This is a genomic window from Sphingomonas sp. Leaf339 (assembly GCF_001426195.1).
Taxonomy (GTDB): Bacteria; Pseudomonadota; Alphaproteobacteria; order Sphingomonadales; family Sphingomonadaceae; genus Sphingomonas.
In genome coordinates this window covers 1,029,977-1,051,613 of record NZ_LMRS01000001.1, presented here as the reverse complement: position 1 = coordinate 1,051,613, position 21,637 = coordinate 1,029,977, and the positions used below count along the sequence as shown (strand labels likewise).

At 66.8% G+C, this 21,637-nt stretch carries 18 protein-coding genes; 8 read left to right on the top strand and 10 right to left on the bottom strand.

All coding sequences use genetic code 11. From position 1 onward, the window contains the following. Nucleotides 1–78: 78 nt before the first annotated feature. Nucleotides 79–636, top strand: a complete 558-nt coding sequence (locus ASG67_RS05005) for a PEPxxWA-CTERM sorting domain-containing protein (RefSeq protein ID WP_056525984.1) — start codon at nt 79–81, stop codon at nt 634–636. Between the two features lie 62 nt (nt 637–698). Here ASG67_RS05005 and ASG67_RS05000 read toward each other — a convergent pair whose 3' ends face one another. Then, nucleotides 699–1,952 carry a M24 family metallopeptidase gene (locus tag ASG67_RS05000; RefSeq protein ID WP_056525981.1) on the bottom strand — a complete coding sequence of 418 codons (1,254 nt, stop codon included), beginning with the start codon at nt 1,950–1,952 and terminating at the stop codon, nt 699–701. A gap of 73 nt (nt 1,953–2,025) precedes the next feature. Between ASG67_RS05000 and ASG67_RS04995 the strand changes: the two genes are divergently transcribed. Next, nucleotides 2,026–3,354, top strand: a complete 1,329-nt coding sequence (locus ASG67_RS04995; protein ID WP_056525978.1) for a dicarboxylate/amino acid:cation symporter — start codon at nt 2,026–2,028, stop codon at nt 3,352–3,354. A gap of 40 nt (nt 3,355–3,394) precedes the next feature. Here the strand turns inward: ASG67_RS04995 and ASG67_RS04990 are convergent, their stop codons facing one another. The 6 genes from ASG67_RS04990 to ASG67_RS04965 form a co-directional block, all read right to left on the bottom strand. Then, nucleotides 3,395–4,027: a glutathione S-transferase family protein gene (locus tag ASG67_RS04990; protein WP_056525975.1), complete on the bottom strand. Its 633-nt coding sequence runs from the start codon at nt 4,025–4,027 to the stop codon at nt 3,395–3,397. Beyond that, complete coding sequence (locus tag ASG67_RS04985; RefSeq protein ID WP_056525972.1) at nt 4,024–4,854, bottom strand: class I SAM-dependent methyltransferase; 831 nt, start codon at nt 4,852–4,854, stop codon at nt 4,024–4,026. The genes ASG67_RS04990 and ASG67_RS04985 overlap by 4 nt, the downstream gene beginning before the upstream one ends. Nucleotides 4,855–5,171: 317 nt before the next feature. After that, nucleotides 5,172–6,242: a recombinase RecA gene (gene recA / locus ASG67_RS04980; RefSeq protein ID WP_056525969.1), complete on the bottom strand. Its 1,071-nt coding sequence runs from the start codon at nt 6,240–6,242 to the stop codon at nt 5,172–5,174. A 103-nt stretch (nt 6,243–6,345) separates the two neighbouring features. Next, nucleotides 6,346–7,197: a 4-(cytidine 5'-diphospho)-2-C-methyl-D-erythritol kinase gene (locus ASG67_RS04975; protein ID WP_056525966.1), complete on the bottom strand. Its 852-nt coding sequence runs from the start codon at nt 7,195–7,197 to the stop codon at nt 6,346–6,348. After that, a complete protein-coding gene (locus tag ASG67_RS04970; RefSeq protein ID WP_235535045.1) occupies nt 7,194–8,798 on the bottom strand; it encodes a tetratricopeptide repeat protein in 1,605 nt (534 codons plus the stop codon). The genes ASG67_RS04975 and ASG67_RS04970 overlap by 4 nt, the downstream gene beginning before the upstream one ends. Continuing rightward, a complete protein-coding gene (locus tag ASG67_RS04965; protein ID WP_056525962.1) occupies nt 8,773–10,428 on the bottom strand; it encodes an electron transfer flavoprotein-ubiquinone oxidoreductase in 1,656 nt (551 codons plus the stop codon). The genes ASG67_RS04970 and ASG67_RS04965 overlap by 26 nt, the downstream gene beginning before the upstream one ends. 110 nt (nt 10,429–10,538) lie before the next feature. On the opposite strand from ASG67_RS04965, the gene ASG67_RS04960 reads away from it, so the two are divergent. The 5 genes from ASG67_RS04960 (at nt 10,539) to ASG67_RS18740 (ending at nt 15,423) form a co-directional block, all read left to right on the top strand. Then, entirely contained in the window at nt 10,539–11,291 is a 753-nt protein-coding gene (locus tag ASG67_RS04960) for a uracil-DNA glycosylase family protein (RefSeq protein ID WP_321163525.1), read from the top strand. After that, nucleotides 11,288–13,462 carry a lytic transglycosylase domain-containing protein gene (locus tag ASG67_RS04955; protein WP_082543285.1) on the top strand — a complete coding sequence of 725 codons (2,175 nt, stop codon included), beginning with the start codon at nt 11,288–11,290 and terminating at the stop codon, nt 13,460–13,462. The genes ASG67_RS04960 and ASG67_RS04955 overlap by 4 nt, the downstream gene beginning before the upstream one ends. Then, complete coding sequence (gene moaB / locus ASG67_RS04950; protein WP_056525959.1) at nt 13,462–13,989, top strand: molybdenum cofactor biosynthesis protein B; 528 nt, start codon at nt 13,462–13,464, stop codon at nt 13,987–13,989. The genes ASG67_RS04955 and moaB overlap by 1 nt, the downstream gene beginning before the upstream one ends. 150 nt (nt 13,990–14,139) lie before the next feature. Next, nucleotides 14,140–15,216: a PA0069 family radical SAM protein gene (locus ASG67_RS04945; protein WP_056525956.1), complete on the top strand. Its 1,077-nt coding sequence runs from the start codon at nt 14,140–14,142 to the stop codon at nt 15,214–15,216. Nucleotides 15,217–15,273: 57 nt separating this feature from the next. Next, entirely contained in the window at nt 15,274–15,423 is a 150-nt protein-coding gene (locus ASG67_RS18740; protein ID WP_156460632.1) for a hypothetical protein, read from the top strand. On the opposite strand, the gene ASG67_RS04940 is transcribed toward ASG67_RS18740, so the two are convergent. Genes ASG67_RS04940 through dnaE form a run of 3 tightly spaced genes read right to left on the bottom strand, consistent with a single transcriptional unit; the run spans nt 15,417 to nt 20,963 of the window. Then, the gene (locus ASG67_RS04940; RefSeq protein ID WP_235535044.1) at nt 15,417–15,818 is read right to left on the bottom strand and encodes a VOC family protein; all 402 of its coding nucleotides are present in this window, start codon (nt 15,816–15,818) and stop codon (nt 15,417–15,419) included. The genes ASG67_RS18740 and ASG67_RS04940 overlap by 7 nt on opposite strands. Continuing rightward, nucleotides 15,815–17,407 (bottom strand): long-chain fatty acid--CoA ligase, encoded by a 1,593-nt coding sequence (locus ASG67_RS04935; protein ID WP_235535043.1) that lies wholly within the window; start codon nt 17,405–17,407, stop codon nt 15,815–15,817. The genes ASG67_RS04940 and ASG67_RS04935 overlap by 4 nt, the downstream gene beginning before the upstream one ends. A gap of 43 nt (nt 17,408–17,450) precedes the next feature. Beyond that, nucleotides 17,451–20,963 (bottom strand): DNA polymerase III subunit alpha, encoded by a 3,513-nt coding sequence (gene dnaE / locus ASG67_RS04930; protein WP_056525950.1) that lies wholly within the window; start codon nt 20,961–20,963, stop codon nt 17,451–17,453. Nucleotides 20,964–21,054: 91 nt separating this feature from the next. On the opposite strand from dnaE, the gene ASG67_RS04925 reads away from it, so the two are divergent. Then, a complete protein-coding gene (locus ASG67_RS04925; protein ID WP_056525947.1) occupies nt 21,055–21,630 on the top strand; it encodes an HdeD family acid-resistance protein in 576 nt (191 codons plus the stop codon). The last annotated feature ends 7 nt before the right edge of the window (nt 21,631–21,637 follow it).

Genomic DNA, 21,637 nt, shown 5'->3' with positions numbered 1-21,637 from the left:
GGTTAACGCCACGCGCGCTAGCATAATGGCGCATCTGGAAAGAACCGACCAACCGCACGGATGCCAACAGGGGGATTTATGCGGCTTGCCATTCTAGCCAGTGCCATCACGACACTCGTCATCACCACGCCGGCCGATGCGGCGTTGTTGCAGTTCACCATTTCGGGGACGGACACGCTATCGGGTATCGATCCCGCGCCGATCGAGTTCGCTTCGTTTCAGCTCGACTCCAATCCGTTGGTTGACGCGGTAAACTTGTTTCCAGGACAGGGTTTTGCGATCGCAGACGTGATGGGCATCTTTCAATATGGCTCGACCACGCTCTCCTCACAGTCAATCAGCTTTCTGAACACGGCGGTGAACGGCGGCCTGGTGATTGGCGACGGCACGCCGGGAGGTACACTGCTCGCCTTTGACGGCCCCCAGCTATACTTCGGGACCGAAGCCGAACCGAAGTTTCAAACTGGCAGTTTCAACCTGACCGATTTCTTCAGCGGCTCACCTATCTCGCTGACGATCAGCACGGTGTCAGCCATTCCCGAGCCGGCAAGCTGGGCGATGATGCTCGCCGGTTTTGCGATGATCGGCGGGGCGACCCGGCATCGCCGGCGTAAGGCGACCGTCGCTTACGCATGACCGTCCGGTCGTGGAGGGACGCCCCGCCATGTGGTCGGCGCTCCCGCCATGGTCGGCGCGGATCAGACCGGCGCGTCGATCGACCGCGGCGGCTTGCTAAACCAGCGGGGGCCGGCGGCGGTCATGTGGAAACAATCCTCCAGCCGGACGCCGAACTTGCCGGGCAGGTAAAGCCCCGGCTCGTCTGAAAAGCACATGCCGACGGCGAGCGGCGTGGTTTCGCCATGAACCAGATTGACCGGCTCATGCCCGTCCATGCCGATGCCATGACCTGTGCGGTGCGACAGGCCGGGCAGCTTGTAGCCAGGGCCGTATCCAGCCTTGGTGTAATAAGCGCGCACCGTGTCGTCGATCGATCCGGCGGGCGCACCGATTTTGGCGGCGGCAAAGGCGATCTGCTGCCCCCTGGCGACGGTGTCCCAGACGGCTCGCTGCTCCTTGTCGGCCGATCCATGGACCCAGGTGCGGGACACGTCGGACTGATACCCCTGCACCGTGCAGCCGCAATCCATCAGCACCACCTGCCCGTCCGCCACCCGGATCACTTCGCGGCTGCCATGCGGCAGGGCAGCGGCGGGGCCGATCAGGGCGAGCGCGAACTCGGGATCGCCCCCCAGCTTGCGCGTGGCGGCATTCATCAGCGCACCGACCTCCGCCCCGGTCATACCGCGCTCGACACGTGGATGGGTCCAGCGATAGGCGGCGATCGTCACGTCGGTCGCGGCCTGCATCAACGCGATCTCGGCCGGCGTCTTCAGCATCCGGCAACCGCGCACGACGGGATTGGCGGATACTTGCGCGGCATCCGGCAATGAGGCGCGCAGACCGGCCGCGATAAAATAGCGGAGCGTTTCCTCGATCCCGACCGGCGACCGGGCCAGTCCGCGTTCGCGCAGCCAGTCCGCGGCGATCGTCATCGCGTTCTGATCCTCCTGCCACACCCGCACCTCGGCCGGCACGGCGAGCGTCTGGCGGACCGAGGGTTCCTCGAAGAACGGCGTGACGATCAGCGGCTTACCCTCGAGCGGCAGGACGGCGAGCGTCGGCCGCTCGCTGCGGCTCCAGCGGACGCCGGTAAAATAGATCATCGACGATCCCGGCTCGATCACCACCGCGCCGATGCCGTTCGCCTTCATCAGGCTTTGCGCGCGCGACAGGCGGCCGGCACGCTCGACGGCGTCGATCGCCCTGGCGCCCGTGGTGATGTCGGACAGCGCCGATAGGTCTGGCTCGGCGGCGCGCAGGATGCCGCCCAGCGACAGGAGCGGCACCGCAGCGGCGGCGGTCAACAGGGTGCGGCGGGTCGGCTGGATCATGGCCGGACGATAGGACGCTTGACCCGGCGGCCACAATCCCCTTCGCTGGCCAACAGTTTCCGGGAGTTCATTAATGGCCAAAAGGCTGACCTTCTATATCCTGATCGGCCTGGTGATCGGCGCCGGCGTCGGCCTGTCGATCAACGGCTATATCGATGACGGTACGCCCGCCGCGGCGGCGCGGCTGACCGAGATCGGTGGGTACTTCTCGATTATCACCACGCTGTTCCTGCGGCTGATCAAGATGATCATCGCGCCGCTGGTCTTCTCCACCCTGGTCCTCGGCATCGCGCATATGGGCGACACCGGCGCATTGGGGCGGATCGGCCTCCGCAGCCTGTTGTGGTTCGTCGGCGCCAGCCTCGTCTCGCTGACGCTGGGGTTGATCCTCGTCACGCTGCTGCAACCGGGCGTCGGGCTCGCGCTCGTGGTGCCGGCGGTGACCACTGCGAGCGGTGTCGAACACGGCGCGTTCAATTTCGCCAATTTCGTCAGCCATATCGTGCCGGCATCGATGATCGCGGCGATGGCGGAGAACGAAATCCTCCAGATCGTGATCTTTTCGATCTTCATCGGCGTGGCGATCACCGCCGTCGGCGCACCCGCCCAGCCGCTGGTCCGCGCGACCGAGGCGCTGGTGCAGGTGATGTTGCGGATCACCGGCTATGTCATGAACGTGGCGCCGATCGCGGTGTTCGCGGCGGTGGCGGCGACGCTGGCGGAACGCGGCGCAGGCGTGCTCGGCGACCTCGCCTATTTCATGGGTAGTTTCTATCTGGGGCTGGCGACCTTGTGGCTGGTGCTGTTCATCGCCGCCCGCGTGGTGATCGGGCCTCGCGCGGTCGAGTTGTTCCGTTACATCCGTGATCCGCTGGTGTTGGCGTTTTCGACCGCGTCGTCGGAGGCGGCCTTGCCACGGACGCTGGAGGCGCTCGACCGGTTCGGGGTGCCGCCGCGCATCGCCAGCTTCGTGCTGCCGCTGGGTTATTCGTTTAACCTCGACGGATCGATGATGTACATGACGTTCGCGTCCCTGTTCATCGCGCAGGCCTACGGCATCGACCTCAGTCTCGGACAGCAGATCACGATGCTGCTGGTGTTGATGGTGACGTCGAAGGGGATCGCCGGTGTGCCGCGTGCGTCGCTGGTGGTGATCGCGGGCACGCTGTCGATGTTCAACATACCAGAGGCGGGATTGCTGCTGATCCTGGGCGTCGATCACTTCCTCGACATGGGCCGGTCCGCCACCAACGTCGTCGGCAATGCGATCGCGGCGACGGTGGTGGCGAAGTGGGAGGGGCAGTTGGACCCCATCGAATCGCCGATCATCGTGCCGCAGCCTGCGCCGAGCGGCGAAGGGCCGGCGGTGGCGGACGAGCGGTTCGGCGACATCGGTCGTTGAGACAGCACCACCCCGGTGTCAGGCCGGGGTGGTGTGACGTTCAGGCATAGGCGTAGGGGCCGCCGGCCTTCAGCCCGGCCTGATAGGCGGGCCGGGCGTGGATGCGTTCCAGCCACGCCATCGTCGCGGGACGGCTTTCGTCCAGACCGCCGCGGCTGCGCGCGGCCTCCAGTGGGAAGCTCATCATGATGTCGGCGGCAGTCATCTCGTCGCCGGCGAACCACGGCCGCTGGGCGAGTTCGGATTCGACATAATCAAGGTTGCGATCGATCATCGGCTGGACGCGCTTGGCGACCTGCGCGCCGACGACAGGAATCCGCGACAGCACGAGCTTGAGGAGCAGCGGCGGCATCATCGATCCCTCGGCAAAGTGGAGCCAGAAGCGATACCGGAGTACCGCGTCGCGGTGCGCCGGAGGCCCGAGCCGACCATCGGCCTTTTCGACGAGATATTCGACGATCGCGCCGGTTTCAGCGACGACGCGACCCTGCGCATCGCCATCCGCGATCACCGGCGATTTGCCAAGCGGATGGACCTGCGCCAGTTCCGGCGGGGCGAGCATCGTCTCCTTGTTCCGCTCGTAGCGGCGGACCTCATAAGGGAGGCCAAGTTCCTCGAGCATCCAGAGGATACGCTGGGACCGCGAGTTTTCGAGGTGGTGGACGGTAATCATGATCGTTCCCCTGCCTGCGCACGCCACAGCCACGCCGAGGCGGGGAACTGAACGCGCGAACCGTCGGAATGGATCGACAGAGCATCGAGCAGGCGAACCTGGGCCCGGGATCGATCGGCCGCAGGCATCGCGGCAAGGGCGGAGGCGATCGGGCCGATCCGCGAGAAAAATGTCGCTGCGTCGGCGATGGGGTCCGCGCCCTCGCCCGCGCGATACGCGAAGTCGGCCACCTCTGCGCCGATCGCCGTCCAGCCGGCTTCGGACAGGACGCGCTCGACGAATACCGGGTCGGCGAACCCGAAAGGACCGGGAGTATAGCCTTCTGTCTCAGCCGGTCGCTCGCCCGTGACGGTGGCGACGAGATCGCCCGCCCATGGATTGTACCGGCGATCGCGAAAGCAGGAGAAAACCATCGCGGCACCGGGGGCGGCCTGTTCGCGCAGGCGGGTGAAGGCCGCGACGGGATCGGCGAAGAACATCACGCCATGCCGCGAGAAGAACAGATCGGGCGCGATGTCGAGCGGATCGACGGCGGCATCGGCGACGCGGAAACATGCGGACGGAACACGTTCGCGAGCGATATCGATCAGCGCGGCTGAGAGGTCGATCCCGGTGAGGGCGAGATCCGGGCGGGCAGCAGCCAGTGCCGCGGTGGTCGCGCCCGCACCGCAACCGATATCGAGCGCGATGCCCGGTCCGGTCGGGGCGGCGGCGAAAATGGCGGCATCGAGACGGGGAGCGAGGTCGGCGAAGCTGCGATCGGTGCGGCGCCATTCGGCTGCCCAGACGTCGCCAACGCGGGTTTGCCAGTCGGCGGTGGTAGTCATGCAGGGAGCCAGCGGGGTAGAGATATGGCGGCAATCAAACAGACCGGAACCATTGTCATGTCACCCCTATTGGTCGGATGATCCCATCCTGCCCGGCTGATAACCAGCGCAAAAGCGGGTCCACCTGAAATTCCAGCGCTGGCGTCAAATCCCGTTTTTCCCGCGAACGCGATAATTCAGAGCCGCGCAGAAAATGGTGTTTAGGTCCGTGGCTCTCGGCTCCTGCCTTCGCAGGAGCATAGAAGGCGTTTTACCCAGTGGAACTGCCATCACTCGAAAAGTGCGAGGCCGGCTTACCTCCCGGCCTCGCGCACAACTCAGACGTCGTCTTCCTCACTTGGGCCGGCCATCATTTCCTCCGCGACCTTTTCGGTGCGCTGGCGGATCGCCTTTTCAAGGCGAGCGGCCATTTCCGGGTTCTCGCGAAGATAGATCTTCGCGTTCTCGCGACCCTGACCGATGCGGACGGAGTCGTAGGAGAACCAGCTGCCGGACTTTTCAACCAGACCCGCCTTCACGCCCAGATCGAGAATCTCACCAATCTTCGAGATGCCCTCACCATACATGATGTCGAATTCGACCTGCTTGAACGGAGGAGCGACCTTGTTCTTTACCACCTTGACGCGGGTGGCGTTGCCGGTGATTTCCTCGCCCGCCTTGATCGCGCCGGTGCGACGGATGTCGAGGCGGACCGAGGCGTAGAATTTCAGCGCGTTGCCGCCCGTCGTCGTCTCCGGGTTGCCGTACATCACGCCAATCTTCATCCGCAGCTGGTTGATAAAGATCACCATGCAGCGCGAGCGGCTGATCGAGCCGGTCAGCTTGCGAAGGCTCTGCGACATCAGGCGGGCCTGCAGGCCGACATGGCTGTCGCCCATCTCGCCCTCGATCTCGGCACGCGGCACCAGCGCGGCGACCGAATCGACTACCAGCACGTCGATCGCGTTGGAGCGGACGAGCGTGTCTACGATCTCCAGCGCCTGTTCGCCCGTATCGGGCTGTGACACGATCAGTTCGTCGATGTTGACGCCGAGCTTCTTGGCATAGACGGGATCGAGCGCGTGTTCGGCGTCGACGAAGGCGGCGGTGCCGCCACCCTTTTGCGCTTCGGCGATGACATGCAGGGCGAGCGTCGTCTTGCCCGACGATTCGGGGCCGTACACCTCGATCACGCGGCCACGCGGCAGACCGCCGACGCCGAGCGCGATGTCGAGGCCGAGCGAGCCGGTGGAGATCACTTCGACCTGCATCGTCTCCTTGGCGCCGAGCTTCATCGCCGACCCCTTGCCGAATGCACGGTCGATCTGAGCCAGCGCGGCGTCGAGCGCCTTTTGCCGGTCGGTTGCTGCTACTGCCACGGAGTCGATCACTTTCAGATTGGCGGCCATCGGGGGCTCCCATCGCTAGAGCATGCGCGCGTCCAGGGCAACGCGTCCGACAGCCATGTACGCGATGTGTTCTTATAGAACAAGTAGTGAACGGAATTTCGGTTCAGGCGAGCGTGGTGGCCAGCGTCCACCAACCCTGCGCCTCGGCATCGATCGCCGCCGCATCGCGGGCGTTGGCGGTGTCGAAGAGCGCGAAACAGGTCGCGCCGGAGCCAGACATGCGCGACAGGACAGCGCCGGGCGCCGCGTCGAGTTGCGCGCGCACGGTGGCGATCACGGGCGCGAGGCGGGTGGCGGGCGGTTCGAGATCGTTGCGACCGGCACGCGCGCGGGCGAGCAGATCGCCCGCCGGCAGCGCACCGCGATCGATGCCGTCCCAGCCGGCGAAGACGGCGGCGGTCGAGACGGCAACGCCGGGGTTCACCAGCAACAGCGGCGTGCCGGCGAGGCCGGTCAGGTCGGCCAGATCGTCCCCCCTACCCGTGCCGAGCGCGGTGCGGCCCGTAAGGCAGGCGGGGATGTCGGCACCGAGCGAGGCAGCGATGTCGCTCAGCCGCGGGTCGGTGAGGGGAATGTTCGACAGACGGGCCAGTGCGCGCAGGGTAGCAGCAGCGTCAGCGGAGCCACCACCGATGCCGGAAGCGATGGGGAGATTTTTCGCCAAGGTTATTAGGTAGTTGCCAGTGATACCGAATAATTCGCGAAAGGCGTTCCTTGCTCGGGTTACGAGATTGTCGCTGACGACTTCATCCCCGTCCTGAAGGGGAGCGGGGGTGAGAGCGGCGGCGAAGGGGCCGGTGATGTCGAAGGCATCGGCGTCTGCGATTTCTACCGTAATTTCATCGCCTCCGGTGGCGAAGGCGAACAAGGTTTCGAGCTCGTGATACCCGTCCGGGCGACGGTGGCGGACGTGGAGGGCCAGGTTGATCTTGGCGGGGGCGGGTTCGACGATCAAAGGCCGCTTTCCTGTTTGGCGGCAAGGCGCGCGGTGGCGGGGGGTTCGGCGGTGACGGCGGCGGCCGCCCAGGCATAGCGCGCCTCATACCGTCGACCGAGCGACCAATAGGCGTCGCCCAGATGCTCGGCGATCTCGGCATTGGCGGGCGCGTCGGCGGCGGCGCGTTCGAGGAGCGGCAGGCCACGCGGCGTCTGGCCGATGCGGTGATAGGCCCAGCCGAGCGAATCGGCGATCGACGCATCGTCCACCGCCAGCGCGTGCGCGCGTTCCAACATCCGGGTAGCGTCGGGCAGATCCTCGCCATGCTCGATCATCGCATAGCCGAGATAGTTCAGCGCGGACGGCTCCTGTGGCCCAAGATCGACGGCACGGCGCAGGACGCGGCGGGCTTCCTTCCACTGCCCCGCCTGATCGAGCGCGGCGCCGTAACGGAGCCAGGTGGCCCAGTTCTTCGACGCATCGGCATCCTTCGTCAGCGCGGCGTAGAAAGGCAGCGCGTCGGCGGGACGGTCGGCGGCGACCAGCAGATCAGCGTAACGCGCGCGGTCCACCGCCACCGCATCGCTCGCCTCGGCGCGGACACGGGCGGCGGCCAGCGCATCGGCGGCGCGATCCTCCGCATCGAGCAGATTGATGCGACGGCCGGCGGCGGTGGCACCCAACGGTCCATCGGCCGGCACCAGCGCCAGTTGCGCCAGCGCACGGTCGGGATCGTCGGCGAGGGCGAGTTGCTCGGCGAGGGTCAGGCGGGCGCGGGCATAGCCGGGATCGGCATCAAGCGCCGCCCGCGCAAAGGACAGGCCAAGGCTGCTCGCCCGATCGCCGCCGAGATCGTCGGCCAGCCGCAGCAACAGCCGCGAAACGCCGAACGCCAGCGTCGGTCGGGCGGTGGCACCGGCACGGGCGGCGGCAAGCTGGCCCGGGCGGCCGCCGAGCAACGACGCGGCCGCCTCGTCATGCCCGCCGCCGATCAGCAATTCCGCCGCGGCCAATTGCGCACCCGATGGAACGGTGCCGCCGAGCGCCTGAGCGGCTGCAATTCCTTCCGGCAGACGGCCGGCACCAATCAACAACAGCGCGCGGGTCTCGTTGACCAGACGGCGGGCGACGGCATCGTCCTTGGGCGCCTCGATCGCCAGCCCGTCCTGGCCGCGCGCGGCGGCGATCCAGGCGCGCAGCGGCGGCAACAGGATGCGCAGGCGGCCATTATCGAGCGCCGGCAGGGCGCGTTCGGCGGCGGCGGGATCGTTGGCGCGCGCGGCATCGACCAGCGGCCACAGGGCGGCATCGTCGGGCGCCACACCGGCGGCGGCGAGCGCGGTGGCGGCATGGCGGACGAGCGCGGCATCACCCGCCGCCAGCCCTTCGCGATAGGCGCGGATCGCCACCACCGGGTTAGCGGGCGCATCCGCCAGCGCGCGGGTATAGGCCGCGACCGCCTCCGTCCCCTGCCCCGCATCCTCGGCGACGCGAGCGCGCAGATAGGCGGACAGATCGCCGGTGTCGGCCGCTGCCGGCGCGGCCCCCGCCGCCATCGCCGTCAGGGCCAGCAGCAACACCGGCGCGATCGCGTTACATGTTCGGATAATTCGGGCCACCGCCACCTTCCGGTACGACCCAGTTGATGTTCTGGGTCGGGTCCTTGATGTCGCACGTCTTGCAGTGGACGCAGTTCTGGGCGTTGATGACGAACTTCGGATCACCGGTATCCTGCCCCACGACCTCGTACACGCCGGCGGGGCAGTAACGCTGCGCCGGCTCGTCGTACATCGGCAGATTATAGTCGATCGGGACGTTCGGGTCGCGCAGCGTCAGGTGGACGGGCTGGTCTTCCTCGTGATTGGTGTTCGACAGGAACACCGACGACAGGCGATCGAACGTCAAAACGCCGTCTGCCTTCGGATAGACCGGCGGCTTGACCAAATCCTTGCGCCACAGGCTTTCATGATCGGGATGATGCTTCATCGTGAAGGGCATCTTCACCCCGAAATGCTCCATCCACATCGAGATGCCCGACAAGCCAGAGCCGATCAGGTCGCCGAACTTCTTGACCAGCGGCACCACGTTGCGGACGACCGACAGCTCCTTGTGCAGCCATGACGCCTCGAACGCCTGCGGATAGGCGGCCAGCTCGTCATGCTCGCGCCCGGCCTGCACCGCGTCGAACGCGGCCTCGGCGGCCATCATCCCCGATTTCATCGCGCCGTGCGTGCCCTTCAGGCGTGGCACGTTCAGGAAACCGGCCGAACAGCCGATCAGCGCACCGCCGGGGAACACCAGCTTCGGAATGGATTGCAGACCGCCGTCGTTGATCGCGCGCGCGCCATAGCTGACGCGCTTGCCACCCTTCAGGATCGCGGCGATCTCGGGATGGGTCTTCCACTTCTGCATTTCGTGGAAGGGCGACAGATAGGGGTTGGTGTAGTTCAACCATGTCACGAAGCCGAGCGAAACCTGCCCGTTCGCCTGATGATACAGCCAGCTGCCGCCATTGGCGTCGTCGCCCAGCGGCCACCCCTGCGTATGGATCACGCGGCCGGGCGAATGGAGCGCGGGATCGATGTCCCACAACTCCTTGATGCCCAGGCCATAGACCTGCGGCTGCGCGTCCTTCGCCAGATCGAAGGTGCGGATGACCTCCTTGGACAGGTGGCCGCGCACACCCTCTGCGAAGAACGTATACTTCGCGTGGAGTTCGAGGCCGGGGGTGTAATCGCCCTTGTGCGTGCCGTCGCGCGCCACGCCCATGTCGCCGGTGGCGACGCCCTTTACGCGACCCTGCTCGTCGAAAAGGATCTCGGCGGCGGCGAAACCGGGGAAGATTTCGACGCCCAGTTCCTCCGCCTGCCCCGCCAGCCAGCGGCACAGATTGCCGAGGCTGCCGGTGTAGGTGCCCTTGTTGTGCATGAACGGCGGCGTCAGGAATTCGGGCAGGACGCGCTTCTTGGTCGCGGTCAACACCCAGTGATGGTTTTCGGTGACGGGCACCTCTGCCATCGGGCAACCCTTGTCCCGCCAGTCGGGAATCAGCTCGTCCAGACTGCGCGGATCGATGACCGCGCCCGACAGGATATGCGCGCCGACCTCCGACCCCTTTTCGAGGACGCAGACCGACAGCTCGCCGCCCGTCTCGGCCGCGCGTTGTTTCAGCCGGATCGCCGCAGACAGCCCGGCAGGGCCGGCGCCGACGATCACGACGTCATAGGGCATCGACTCGCGTTCGCTCATCCTCGTCACTCTCTCCGGCAGGCCGCTTCCGCCCACCATCGGGCGCGGCGCGGCAACATCTTGACTGGAAAGGCGATCCGACAAGTTGACCGCCGCGTCAACCATGCAGCATGACGGTGTCGATGGGGGCCTACAGCAACATCGACGCCGTGGGGGCAACCGCCGCCGACTGGCAAAGCGCACTGGAATGGTGGCGCGATGCGGGTGTCGACGTGCTGGTGGACGACGAGGTCCGGGACTGGCTGGCGGTGCCGCCGCCCCCCGCGCCTGTCCCCAATACCGTCGTCGTGGCAGCGCCAGCTGCCGATGTCCTGCCCGATACGATCGCTGCATTCGCCACCTGGCGCCTCGGCCCTGACGCGCCGGAGGCCGGGTGGAGCGGCGTATCGCTGGCCGCCACCGGTCCGGCGGACGCTACGGTCATGGTGCTTGTCGATTGTCCCGATCGCGAGGACGGCGATGCCGGCGCGCTATTGTCTGGCGTCACCGGGCGATTGTTCGACCGGATGCTGGCGGCGATCGGCCTGTCGCGTGAGACGGTGCATGTCGCCGCCGTCTGCGCGCGGCGGCCATCGTCCGGCCGGATGTCGCGCGAGATCGAGGCGCGGCTGGGCGAAGTCGCGCGCCATCACATCGAACTGGTCGCGCCCCAACGCCTGCTGCTGTTGGCCGATGCGACGAGCCGTGCCGTGTTGTCGGTGGACCGACAGGCAGCGCGGGGCAGTTTACAGCCCTTCAACCATAAACGTGGCACAACCGGTGTCATCGCCAGCCTGCATCCGCGCCTGTTGATCGAACGACCGGCGCTGAAGGCGGAAAGCTGGCGCGACCTGCAATTGCTGGTGAAAGATCTGGAAGCATGATGCGGAAACTGGCGATCGCGGCGGTGATGACCGCCTTCCCCCTGCCGGCCTTTGCGGCGGGGATGCCGACAGAGGCTCCTGCCCCGGCCGGCGATGCGCGATCCGCGGCGGTGACGCCCGATCGCGTTCCGACCCAGCTCGATCCCGCCCAGCGTGACGCGTATCGCGCCGTCTTCGCCGCGATCCGCGAAAGCCGGTGGCAGGACGCGCAGCTCGGGCTTGAGGCGATGCGGCCGGGGCCTCTCCACGCGCTGGCCCGCGCCGAACTCTACACCGCCAAGGGATCGCCGAAGGTCGAACTGACGCCGATCGTCGATCTGCTCAATCAGGCACCCGAACTGCCACAGGCAGAGGCGCTGCGGACGTTGGCGATGCGGCGCGGAGCGACTGATCTGCCGCCGCTGCCCATCGCGCAGCGACTGATCTGGCAGGACGGTGCCCCCCGCCGGGTCCGTGCCAAGGCGACCGGCAGCGATCTGGTCGCCGCCGACCTCGCAGCAAGGATGCAGCCGTTCGTGAAGACCGACGACGGCGTGTCGGCCGAGGCGCTGTTGATGAACACCTCGGGCCTCAGCATCGAGGCGACGACCGAATGGCAGGCCAAGGTCGCGTGGATGTACTTTCTGCGCGGCGACGACGCCAAGGTGCGCGAGATCGCCGGCATGGCCGCGAACGGCGCCGGCGACTGGGCGGTGCAGGGCCGGTGGATGGCGTCGCTGGCGGCATGGCGGCAACGCGATTGCGCCGCGGCGGAGGACGGGTTCGAGGGCGTGGCGGCGCGCGCCGGCGACGTCGATCTGCGCGCCGCCGCCTTGTACTGGGCATCGCGCGCCGACATGGTCTGCGCCCGCCCCGATCGCATTCAGGGCCGGCTGAAGGCCGCCGCGCAGTTCGGTGAGAGCTTCTACGGCCAACTGGCCAAGCAAGCGCTGGGTGTGCGGGACGCGACGAAGGCGGGCGGTAAGCTCGCCGCGTCGGACTGGGCGGCGCTCGACAAGCGGCCCAATGTGCGGGTCGCGGCGGCGCTGGTCGAGGTCGGCGAGAACGATCTGGCCGACGCGGTGGTTCGCCAGCAGGCCAGGATCGGCAACCCGGCCGAATTCGGCAGCCTCGTTCGCCTCGCCGAGACGCTCGATCTGCCGGCGACGACGATCTGGCTGGCGCATAACACCCCCGCCGGCGTGACGATGACCGCCGATGCCCGCTACCCGGCACCAAACTGGACGCCGGACAGCGGCTGGCGGGTGGAGAAGGCACTGGTCTTCGCCCACACGCTGGAGGAATCGCGGTTTCGCCCGCGGGTGACGAGCCAGGCGGGCGCCTATGGCCTGATGCAGATCATGCCCGCCGCTGCGACCGACTTCGCCCGTGAACGCGGGACCAGCATCGACAAGGCGGCGCTGTCGAAACCGTCGACCAACATGGATATCGGCCAGCGCCATCTAGAACGTCTGCGCGACATGGGGCTGACCGGCGGCCTGCTGCCCAAGGTGATCGCGGCGTATAATGCCGGGCCGAAGCCGGTCGGCGAGTGGAACGCGATCGTCCATGATGGCGGCGATCCGCTGCTTTATATCGAAAGCATCCCCTATTGGGAGACGCGCGGCTACGTCACGACCGTGCTGCGCAATTACTGGATGTACGAGGCGCAGACCGGCAAGACCGCCTCGTCCAGCCGCAACGCGCTGGCGCAGGGCATGTGGCCGCGCTTTCCGGGCCTGCCCGGGGCGGTCGCGGTGCGGATGGACAACTCGCCCGCCACGATGCTCGCCGCACGGACGGTGACGCCACGTATGCCGACGGTGATGCGCGCTCCGGTGGTCCGGGCATCGGTGATGGCGCCCGTGATGACCGCCGCCGCGACGGTACGCCGGCCGCTGCCGCCCGTGATGGCGCCGTTGCAGGCGACGGTCAGCCCACCGGTAATGATCGCGGAGACGCCCTCGAACCCGCCGATCGCGACCGCCAAGGCCGCCCCGGTCACCGGCATGCCGGCGGTGTCCAGCGTGGCGTCGATCGTCAAGGCGCTGCCCGGCGCGATGGCCGCTGCAGCCGGGGCGATGATCGACGGCGATCTGCTGCGTCAGGCCGGCAAGGCGATGGCGATGCAGCCGCAGGCGATACTTGGCAGAGTGGCGGCATCCATCGGTTCGGACGCGACGATCGACTGATGCCCATCGATGAAAGCCGGTTGTTCCTGCCGGTGCGGATCGCAGTGCTGACCGTGTCGGACACGCGTGGCCTTGCCGACGATCGATCGGGCGACACGCTGGTCGCGCGGCTGGAAGAGGCCGGGCATGTGCTCGCCGACCGCCGGATCGAACGCGACGACGCGGACACGATCGTCGAACGACTGCACGCGTGGATCGCCGATCCGATGGTCGATGTCGTCATCACCACCGGCGGCACCGGCGTGACCGGGCGCGACGTGACGCCCGAGGCGATCGAGCGCGTCGCGGAAAAGATGATCCCCGGCTTCGGCGAGCTGTTCCGCTGGCTGTCCTATGCCAAGATCGGCACCTCCACCGTCCAGTCGCGCGCCTGCGCCGCCGTGGCCGGCGGGACCTATCTGTTCGCGCTGCCGGGATCGACCGGCGCGGTGAAGGACGGGTGGGATGGCATCTTGCGTGACCAGCTCGACAGCCGCCACCGCCCCTGTAACTTCGTCGAACTGATGCCGCGACTGACCGAGCGATAATTCTCCCTCCGGCCGGGAGAAGGAAGGAGGAGCGCAGCGGCCGACGGACGAGGGCCACCGTTCCGCACACCCGCGCGAGTAGGTGTGTGTGACTTTAGCGACTTTCCGTTCGTTCTTTATTTGTTCTCATGAAAATGTTATCTGTCGGTCATGCCGAAACCGACTCCCCGCCCTGTCCGCGGCGCGACGCTGAATGCGGAAAGTCGGCGGTTCAACCTGCCGCAGGTGGCGGCGGACGGTGACTGGCTGGACGATCGGGAGGCGATCGACGGTGCGCCGCCAAGCTTGCGCACGACCGTCACTGTCGAGCGCCCGAAGACGATCATCAGCCGCAACACCTCCCCCGATGTACCGTTCGATCGCTCGATCAACCCGTATCGCGGGTGCGAGCATGGCTGCATCTATTGCTTCGCCCGGCCGAGCCATGCGTTCCACGACCTGTCGCCGGGGCTGGACTTCGAGAGCCGGCTGTTCGTGAAGCCCCATGCCGCCGCCCTGCTGCTCGTCGAACTGGCGAAGCCCGGCTATGTCGTGCGGCCGATGGCGCTGGGGACGAACACCGATCCCTATCAACCGATCGAGCGCGAATGGGGCGTGACGCGGGCGGTGCTGGAGGTGCTGGCGGACACGAACCACCCGCTGACGATTACGACGAAATCGGATCGGGTGGTGCGCGATATCGAGCTGTTGGCGCCGATGGCGGCGAAGGGGCTGGCGACGGTGTGCATGTCGATCACCTCGCTCGATCCACGGATCGCCGCGACGGTGGAGCCGCGCGCGCCAACGCCGACACGGCGGCTGGCGGCGGTCAGGCGGCTGAGCGAGGCGGGTATCCCGACCTATGTCTCGATCGCGCCGGTCATCCCGGCGATCACCGACCACGAGATCGAGCATCTGGTGGAACAGGCCGCCGCCGCCGGCGCGCGGCATGCGTTCTTCATCCCGGTGCGCCTGCCGCACGAGGTGGCGCCCCTGTTCCGCGCGTGGCTCGACGAGCATTTCCCCGATCGCGCGGCCAAGGTGATGGCAACGATCCAGAGCCTGCGGAAAGGGCGCGACAACGATCCCAGCTTCTTCACGCGGATGCAGGGCAGCGGACCGTGGGCGGACCTGTTGCGCACGCGTTTCCATATCGCGTGTCGGCGGCACGGGCTGAACCAGACGAGGCTGACGCTGCGCACCGATCTGTTCCGGCCACCAGCGGGACCGCAGGGCGAGTTGTTCTGACGGACCTCTAAGGGGTTGCGAAACGTTCAAGGTGAGCAACATGGACAGGAGCAGATCGTGACCGACCGCAAGCAAGACAAAGCCGCCGACCGTGAGGACGAGGTCACAAAACCCGATACGGACGGATCGGATGCCGGATCGGCCGGCGAAGGCTCCGGTGGCGGTTACGGCAACCATGCCGAACCGGAAAAGCCGGCGGCTCAGTAATACGCTTGGTCGATCAGCCGCTGCGATAACCACCAGATGTTACCGGCAGGGTCGCGAACGCCGCCCTGCCGGTCGCCATAATCCATATCGGCGACGGCCATGATCCCGGTAGCGCCCGCATCTACGGCCCGGCCCATCGCGCGATCGGCATCGTCAATATACAGGTAGAAAGCGGACCGCGCCGGCGGAAATGCTTCCGATGCCTCGCTCAACATCAGCATCGATCCGTTGAAGCGTAGTTGGGCATTGGCGATCCGCCCGACTGGATCGACGTTGCGACCAACTTCGACCGCATCGAAGGCGCGGATCAGGAAATCGATATAGGCGGGTGCATCGGTGACGAAGATGTAGGGTGTGACGGCGGCGAAACCCGGCGGAATGATCGGGGCGGTCACGCCGCCGCCAGTTGATAATCGCGAAAACGCTCCCGCAGCGCAGTCTTCAACAGCTTGCCGGTCGCGGTATGGGGCAAGTCGTGGACGAAGACGATCTCGTCGGGCAACCACCAGCGCGCGACATGCTTCGCCAGATGCGCGGTGATGGTGTCGGCGCTGACGTCACTGCCCGGCTTGCGGACGATCAGCAGCAGCGGGCGCTCGTCCCAGCGGGGATGCGGGATGCCGATCGCGGCGGCCTCGGCGACGCCGGAGCAACCGATCGCGGCATTTTCCAGCTCCACCGAACTGATCCATTCGCCGCCGGATTTGATGACGTCCTTCACCCGGTCGGTGATCTGCATCGTGCCGTCGGGATGGAGAACGGCGACGTCGCCGGTGTCGAACCAGCCCTCCGCATCGACGGCATCGACGCTGGCGTTGAAATAGCGCTTCACCACCCACGGCCCCCGGCACAACAGCCGACCGGCACTGGTGCCATCACGCGGACAGTCGCGGCCTTCGGGATCGACGATGCGCAACTCGACGCCGAACGGCACCCGGCCCTGCATCGCCACCTGATCGACCTGCTGGTCGAAGCTCAGGCTATCCCAGTCGGGCGAGCGCGCGCCCATCGTGCCGATCGGTGAGGTTTCGGTCATGCCCCAGGCATGGTTGACGCGGATGCCCATGCCCATGATCCGCTCGACCATCGCGCGCGGTGCGGCCGAGCCGCCGATCGTGACCAGTTCCAGATCGGCGGGCACCTGCCCGCCAGCGTCCAGATGCGCGAACATCCCGAACCAGACGGTCGGCACCCCGGCGGAGTGTGTCACCCGTTCGCGCGTCATCAGATCGCACAGGATGGCGGGTTCGTTGACGGCGGAGAACACCGTCTTAGTCCCCACCATCGGCATCGCGAAGGGCAGACCCCAGCCGACCGCGTGGAACATCGGCACGATCGGCATCACGACGGAGCGGGTTTCCAGCGCGAACACCGCCGGCTGGATCTCCGCCATCGCGTGGAGGACGGACGATCGATGGCTGTAGAGGACGCCGCGCGGATTACCGGTCGTGCCGCTGGTATAGCAGAGCATGCACGGGTCGCGCTCGTTGCCCTCCACCCAGTCGAACGCGCCGTCCTGCGCCTCGACGATCGCACGAAAGCCATCCGCGCCGTCGCCGTCCATGACGATGTAATGCTGGATCGATGGCCAGTGCGGGCGCATCCGGTCGACGATCGGCTGAAAGGCGCGGTCATAGAGCAGCACGCGGTCATCTGCGTCGGCGCCGATGAAGGCGAGCTGGTCGTCGAACAGCCGCGGGTTCACCGTGTGGATGATGCCGCCCATCCCGATCGCGCCGTACCAGGCGGCCAGATGGTGCGCATGGTTCATCGCCAGCGTGGCGATACGATCGCCGGGGCGGCACCCCATCGCCACCAGCGCCTGCGACAGGCGGCGGGCATCGGCGGCAAGGCCCGCCCAGTCGGTGCGGGTTTCGCGACCGTCGGCCCAGCGGCTGACGATCTCGCGGCGCGGATGTTCGCGCGCGGCGTGGTCGATGAGCCGCGGCACGCGCAGCTCGAAATCCTGCATGGTTCCCGTCACAATCGCTCTCCCGGACCGGAAGCCCGACGATCGAGACTCCGGTCTAGCCGACCAGCGCCAGCCTCGTTTCAGAGGTCTTCAGCGTGGCGGCAGTGACACCGTGCAACGACTCGACGTGGCTCGCAAGCTCGGCATCGAGCAGGAAGTCGCGACCGAGCAGCACCGTCGCCTCGCCCTCCCCAGCCGTCAGTCGCACGCGTACCTCGCCCCGCGCACCGCGATGGTCGGCGAGCAGATGGGCGAGCGGGCCGAACGCGGTGGCGTCAGCAACCTCGACCTCCAGCACGAAGCGCGCCATCGACGCGAGCGATTCGAACGGCTGGATGCGTTTGACCGACACGCGCGGCGCTTCCTCGCCGGGGCGGCGATCGAGTTCGACGGTGATGATGCCGCAACCGCCGATGCGCGCCGCCTCTTCCAGATCGGCGGCGACGCTATCGTCGAAACAGGTGGCGACGAACTGACCCGATGGATCGGACAATTGCGCCATCATATACCGCTTGCCGCGCGCGGATGTGCGCCAGCGTGCGTCCTCGACGAGCACCGCCATCGTCGCACCGGCGCGGCTGCCATCGTCGGGGATGGTCAGCTCGGACAGGCTGCCGAAGCTGCGGGCACCGTGGATGCGGGCGAGGTGCGCGTGGCGATCGACCGGGTGGGCGGAGAAATAGAAGCCGAACGCCTCCTTTTCCTGCTCCATCCGCTGCGACAGCGTCCAGCGCGCCGATTGCGGCAGCTTGATCGTGTCGCCCGCGTGGCTGGTATCGCCAAACAAGCCGCCCTGCCCGCTGGTCTTCTGTTCATGCGTACGCGCGGCGATGGCGAGCATCGTCTCGGCGACGGCGTGGATACCGGCGCGATTGGCATCGATGCCATCGAACGCCCCCGCCGCCGCCAGCGTTTCCAACTGACGCTTGTTGAGTAGGCGCGGATCGACGCGAGTCGCGATATCGTCGAGCGACGGGAACCGGCCATTGGCCCGCTCGACGATCAGCTTCTCCATCGCGCCTTCGCCGACCGATTTCAGCGCCCCCAGCGCATAACGGACGGCAAGGCCATCGACCTCCTCGACCCGGTGAGCCTCGACATCGAAATCGGCCTGGCTGCCGTTCACGCAGGGCGGCAGCATGGCGACGCCGGCGCGACGGGCATCGTCGACGAAGATCGCCAGCTTGTCGGTCTGCGCCATGTCGTAACACATCGACGCGGCGAAGAATTCATGCGGGTGATGCGCCTTCAGCCACGCGGTCTGATAGGCGAGCAGTGCATAGGCGGCGGCGTGCGACTTGTTGAAGCCATAGCCGGCGAACTTGTCGATCAAGTCGAACAGCGCGTTCGCCTCGGCCTTGGCGATGCCGTTGACGGTCAGGCACCCCTCGACGAAGCCGGCGCGCTGGGCGTCCATCTCCGCCTTCACCTTCTTGCCCATCGCGCGGCGCAGCAGATCGGCGCCGCCCAGCGAGAAACCGGCCAGCACCTGCGCGGCCTGCATCACCTGTTCCTGATAGACGAAGATGCCATAGGTTTCTGACAGGATCGGTTCGAGCAGCTTGTGCGGATAGACGATCGGCTCGGTGCCCTGCTTGCGGCGGCCGAACGACGGGATGTTGTCCATCGGGCCGGGGCGGTAGAGCGAAACGAGCGCGATGATGTCGCCGAAATTGGTCGGGCGCACGGCGGACAGCGTGCGACGCATCCCTTCGGATTCGAGCTGGAACACGCCGACCGTGTTGCCGGCCTGAAGCAGCTCATAGACCTTTGGATCGTCCCATTCGAGCGCGTCGAGCGCGATGGTGACGCCGCGCTTCGCCAGCAACTGCACCGCCTTTTGCAGGACCGACAGCGTCTTGAGACCCAGAAAGTCGAATTTCACCAGGCCGGCGCCCTCGACATATTTCATGTCGAACTGGGTGACGGGCATGTCCGATCGCGGATCGCGGTACAGCGGCACCAGCTGCGCCAGCGGTCGGTCGCCGATCACCACGCCGGCGGCGTGGGTGGACGAGTGGCGCGGCAACCCCTCCAGCTTGGTCGCCAGATCCCACAGGCGGCGGACCTCATTGTCGTTGGAATATTCCTTGGCCAGCTCCGGCACGCCGTTCAGCGCGCGCTTCAGGTCCCACGGGTCGGTCGGATGATTGGGCACCAGCTTGGCGAGGCGATCGACCTGACCATAGCTCATCTGGAGCACGCGGCCGGTGTCCTTCAACACGGCGCGCGCCTTCAGCTTTCCGAAGGTGATGATCTGCGCGACCTGATCGCGACCGTACTTCTCCTGTACGTAACGGATCACCTCGCCGCGGCGGGTTTCGCAGAAATCGATGTCGAAATCGGGCATCGACACGCGTTCCGGATTCAGGAAACGCTCGAACAAAAGACCCAGCGACAGCGGATCGAGATCGGTGATCGTCAGCGCCCAGGCGACGACCGAGCCCGCGCCCGAACCACGGCCGGGACCCACGGGAATATCATGGTCCTTCGCCCATTTTATGAAGTCGGCGACGATCAAGAAGTAACCGGGGAAGCCCATCTGGACGATGACGTCGACCTCGAACGTCAGGCGTTCGCGGTACACGTCGCGCCAGCCGGGTTCCCCCTCCGGCTCGCCCTTGGCAACGCGCAGTTCGCCGATGCGGTCGAGCCGTGCCTCCAGCCCGGCGCTGGCGTCGTCGCGCAGCATCTGCGCCTCGCCGGCAAGATCACCGGCCAACGTCGGGAGGATCGGCTTGCGATACGGCGCCATAACCGCGCAGCGTTGCGCAACGACCAGCGTGTTCTCGATCGCCTCGGGCAAGTCGTCGAACAACGCCTTCATCGTATCGGCGGGCTTCAGCCACGCATCGGGGCAGCTGCGCGGGCGTTCCTCGGTTTCGACATAGGTGGAATTGGCGATGCAGAGCATCGCGTCGTGCGCGTCGCCGAACGCGGATTCGGCGAAGCAGCAGGGGTTGGTCGCGACTAGCGGCAGGTTGCGGGCATAAGCGAGGTCGATCAGGTCGGCCTCAGCCGCCTGTTCGATCGCATCATTGCGTCGTGCCAGTTCGATATAGAGGCGGTCGCCGAACATCGTCTGCAACCGATCGCAATAGGCGTGGGCGCGATCGGGCTGCCCTTCGGCGAACAAACGGGCCAGCGCCCCCTCGCCACCCGCGGTCAGTGCGATCAGGCCGGTGGTGTGGCGGGCGAGTGTCGCCATCGACACATGCGCGGCCAGTTCGATCGGGCGATCGAGATGCGCGGCCGAAACGAGCGCGCAGAGATTGTCGTACCCGGTCATGTCCTGCGCATAGAGCGCGATCCAGTCGAGCGGGGCGGCCACGCCATCGGGTATGTCGGGCCGGCAAACGCCCAGCATCGTGCCGATGATCGGCTGCACCCCGCCCTTCTTGGCGGCGTCCGAATAGGCCATCGCCGCATACAGGCCGTTGCGGTCGGTCAGCGCGGCGGCGGGAAAGCCCTGTTTGCGCGCCTCGGCCGCGATCGCCTTCGGCTCGATCGCGCCATCGAGCATCGTGAAGGACGAAAAGATACGAAGTGGCACGAACCCTGAATGCATTGCCGCAACCTAGTCCTCCCCGCCCGAATTCGCCAGCACCGGAACCCGCGTTGCGACGGGCCGTTTGCCGCCGACACGACAGGAGCCCGAGATGACCGACACCCGACACGACTTCACCAACACTGCCATGCCGCCCGTGGTGGGCGCCGGCTGGGGATGGATGTTGGGATATGGCGTGTTGTCGGCCCTGTTGGGACTGGCCGCGTTCGCCTGGCCATTCGCGGCGACGATGGCGGCGACGCTGGTGATCGGCGCGTTCTTCATCGCCGCCGGCGCAATATCGATCGCGGCGGGCATCTTCGGGCGCGGGCATGACGGCCGTGGCTATGCGATCGGGTTTGGCCTCGTCTCGCTCATCATCGGCTGCATCATGGCGTTCGAGCCGGCGACGGGTGCGCTGTCGCTGACACTGCTGGTCACGGTATGGCTGGCGGTGCGCGGCGCGATGGAGATCGTGTGGGGCAGCCGGATGCGGCGCGGCAAGGGGATGATGATCGCGCTGGGTGTCATCAACCTGATCCTGGCGGCATTCGTGCTTGCCACCCTGCCCTTCTCGGCGTTGACGTTGCCGGGATATATCCTGGGGATCAGCTTCCTGTTCGGAGGTATCGCCTCGATCACATCGGCACTGGCGCACAAGAAGGGGGAGCCGGCGTTCTCCGTCTGACGCCGGC

Excerpts from the sequence above, each read along its gene's own strand:
- ASG67_RS05005 (WP_056525984.1), top strand. The coding sequence starts at position 79 with ATGCGGCTTGCCATTCTAGCCAGTGCCATCACGACACTCGTCATCACC.
- ASG67_RS05000 (WP_056525981.1), bottom strand. The coding sequence starts at position 1,952 with ATGATCCAGCCGACCCGCCGCACCCTGTTGACCGCCGCCGCTGCGGTG.
- ASG67_RS04995 (WP_056525978.1), top strand. The coding sequence starts at position 2,026 with ATGGCCAAAAGGCTGACCTTCTATATCCTGATCGGCCTGGTGATCGGC.
- ASG67_RS04990 (WP_056525975.1), bottom strand. The coding sequence starts at position 4,027 with ATGATTACCGTCCACCACCTCGAAAACTCGCGGTCCCAGCGTATCCTC.
- ASG67_RS04985 (WP_056525972.1), bottom strand. The coding sequence starts at position 4,854 with ATGACTACCACCGCCGACTGGCAAACCCGCGTTGGCGACGTCTGGGCA.
- recA (WP_056525969.1), bottom strand. The coding sequence starts at position 6,242 with ATGGCCGCCAATCTGAAAGTGATCGACTCCGTGGCAGTAGCAGCAACC.
- ASG67_RS04965 (WP_056525962.1), bottom strand. The coding sequence starts at position 10,428 with ATGAGCGAACGCGAGTCGATGCCCTATGACGTCGTGATCGTCGGCGCC.
- ASG67_RS04960 (WP_321163525.1), top strand. The coding sequence starts at position 10,539 with ATGACGGTGTCGATGGGGGCCTACAGCAACATCGACGCCGTGGGGGCA.
- ASG67_RS04955 (WP_082543285.1), top strand. The coding sequence starts at position 11,288 with ATGATGCGGAAACTGGCGATCGCGGCGGTGATGACCGCCTTCCCCCTG.
- moaB (WP_056525959.1), top strand. The coding sequence starts at position 13,462 with ATGCCCATCGATGAAAGCCGGTTGTTCCTGCCGGTGCGGATCGCAGTG.
- ASG67_RS04945 (WP_056525956.1), top strand. The coding sequence starts at position 14,140 with ATGCCGAAACCGACTCCCCGCCCTGTCCGCGGCGCGACGCTGAATGCG.
- dnaE (WP_056525950.1), bottom strand. The coding sequence starts at position 20,963 with ATGCATTCAGGGTTCGTGCCACTTCGTATCTTTTCGTCCTTCACGATG.
- ASG67_RS04925 (WP_056525947.1), top strand. The coding sequence starts at position 21,055 with ATGACCGACACCCGACACGACTTCACCAACACTGCCATGCCGCCCGTG.